Genomic DNA, 1927 nt, shown 5'->3' with positions numbered 1-1927 from the left:
GTTCAGGCTATGCGGTTCGTCAGGCGATTTGGAAAGAAGATAGGAAGGCTTTTGGCGAGGAGCCTGAAGAAAACAAGTCAGAGTTTTGGGAAAAACTCGGAGTTACCTATACAGAGGAGCCTGATCCGGAACCTCCGGCTCAAGTGCAGGCAGAAAGAGAAATCTTTTTGCTCAAGGCTCAACTTCGAGAGACTGATTATGTGGTTATCAAGATTGCGGAAGGTGCGGCAAATACCGAGGAATACTCGGAAGTTATCGCTCAAAGGGAAGCTTGGAGAGCAAGGATTAACGAGTTGGAAGAGTCTCTGGTGTCTCAGTGAGTGTGTAGCGGCGGATATGACTCACGTCGATTCGCTGCTCTGCCTGCCAGGTGTCATAGTCTGACTGCATGGACACCCATGTTTCCGGCTCGGGGCCGGAAATTGCTGCGGCAATGCGTACAGCCATCTCGGGTGTAATTGGAGAGCTTTCGTTCAGAATGCGAGTAATAGAGCTAGCAGAAACCCCGAGGTTGCGTGCGAACTCTCTGGCACTGACTCCGAGGCACTCCAATTCTTCGGAAAGAATGCTTCCGGGATGCGGAGGGTTAAATATTTTGGCCATCAGTGATAGTCCTCATAATTGATAATATAGGCGTCCCCGTCTATGAATTGGAAGGTAATTCTCCAATTACCCGTTACTGTGACTGACCATATACCTTCTCGGTCGCCTTTAAGTTGGTGCAGTCTCAGTGACTTGAGGTTTAGTTCAGCAATAGAGCGAGCTCTGTTGATTAAAGCTAAGCGCTGTCCAAGCTTCTTAGCATGGGAGGGCTGAATGCCCGCAAGGGAACCTGTTTCAAAGAAATTTTGCAGTCCTTTATGCAACCAGCTTTTAATCATGTTGAGTTCATTCCTATGCCACGATCGAAGAATAGCATAGCGTTGCGCAATTCGCAACAGAAGGAGTAAAAATGTTCAATACACCAGCTCTTCTAATGAGAGCAAAGAAAAAAGAACCTCAAGCCTGTTTCTCGCTTCGCACCCCTTGGCTTTATTGCGATGCGGATTACTGCGGGAACCCAAGGAATGAACCCGGGCATGAAAACGGCTCGGGCGCTCCGGGTCCTTGCGGAGGTTGCTTTTTCTTAGACCTCTTGGATGAAGGCGGAAATACGATAGCTACACTTAAAAACAAGGACCGATACGATACAGACCCTTATGAAATGTTTTACGGCACTTGGGGAGAATTTTATGAGTCGGCTAAGGTTTTTAACGAGCCGTTGGCTTTAACGGGACTGTCTGATAGTAATACTCCTATACGTGCTATCAAGTTTAATCTCTGGTTTATGGACATGGATTATGAAACTACGCTTTCCCGAGAGATCTCTGAAACTGCTGACAGAACGGGCAGTTTAACAATGACTATTGAAACATCGTCTGCGAGTTATCAAATAGCGAGCAATACCGCAGTTGATTGTTGCATGTCAGCCTATGGCAATCCCTATTTTCCAGATGGTGTCAATGACGGTTATGACCTTGGAGGTCTGATGATTCGGAATCAGTACAAAGCGGCAGCAGGTTTTACGGCAAGTATCCCTGAGACTTTGACTCTTCGCTACGGGGATATTCGCAGAATCAATATTGCCGTGACTGCCGGGCTTGTGATGTGGTTGTACCCCCCGACACAGGATATTGTGTAGGAGTCTGATAGTTATTACCGCCTTCGAGCGGTTTCTTTTGGAGAAATTATGTGATCAAACATACCGACCTCATAAATACCCTCATCGGATGCGTCGGAGGGCTTGGTTTAATCGCAGGCCTTCTCCGATACGTTGATGACTGGAGAGAAAAACGAAAAGAGAGACCGACAGAGTTCTCCGTCCTTGAAGCAATGTGGGAAGCGCTATCAGGCGGAGTCACTGCTATCGGTGTCTTCTGGATTCTTG

Annotated in this window: 5 protein-coding genes; 3 read left to right on the top strand and 2 right to left on the bottom strand. The window is 47.4% G+C overall.

Going from position 1 to position 1927, the window contains the following annotated elements; all coding sequences use genetic code 11:
* Positions 1-320 (top strand): hypothetical protein (locus tag E5987_RS12635; protein ID WP_160336422.1); only part of this gene is annotated, 320 nt, incomplete at its 5' end.
* On the opposite strand, the gene E5987_RS12630 is transcribed toward E5987_RS12635, so the two are convergent.
* Together E5987_RS12630 and E5987_RS12625 are read right to left on the bottom strand one after the other, a co-directional pair.
* Complete coding sequence (locus E5987_RS12630; RefSeq protein ID WP_160336421.1) at positions 286-603, bottom strand: HigA family addiction module antitoxin; 318 nt, start codon at positions 601-603, stop codon at positions 286-288. The two genes, E5987_RS12635 and E5987_RS12630, sit on opposite strands and share 35 nt — an antisense overlap.
* A complete protein-coding gene (locus tag E5987_RS12625; protein WP_160336420.1) occupies positions 603-881 on the bottom strand; it encodes a type II toxin-antitoxin system RelE/ParE family toxin in 279 nt (92 codons plus the stop codon). Before E5987_RS12625 ends, E5987_RS12630 begins: the two co-directional genes overlap by 1 nt.
* A 71-nt stretch (positions 882-952) precedes the next feature.
* Here E5987_RS12625 and E5987_RS12620 point away from each other — a divergent pair, with 71 nt between their 5' ends.
* Both E5987_RS12620 and E5987_RS12615 read left to right on the top strand, forming a co-directional pair.
* The gene (locus E5987_RS12620) at positions 953-1681 is read left to right on the top strand and encodes a hypothetical protein (RefSeq protein WP_160336419.1); all 729 of its coding nucleotides are present in this window, start codon (positions 953-955) and stop codon (positions 1679-1681) included.
* A 50-nt stretch (positions 1682-1731) separates the two neighbouring features.
* A partial coding sequence (locus E5987_RS12615; RefSeq protein ID WP_160336418.1) for a hypothetical protein occupies positions 1732-1927 on the top strand: 196 nt, incomplete at its 3' end.

This window comes from Parasutterella muris (assembly GCF_009767915.1).
Lineage (GTDB): Bacteria > Pseudomonadota > Gammaproteobacteria > Burkholderiales > Burkholderiaceae_F > Parasutterella > Parasutterella muris.
This window is presented reverse-complemented; position numbering and strand designations above follow the sequence as displayed.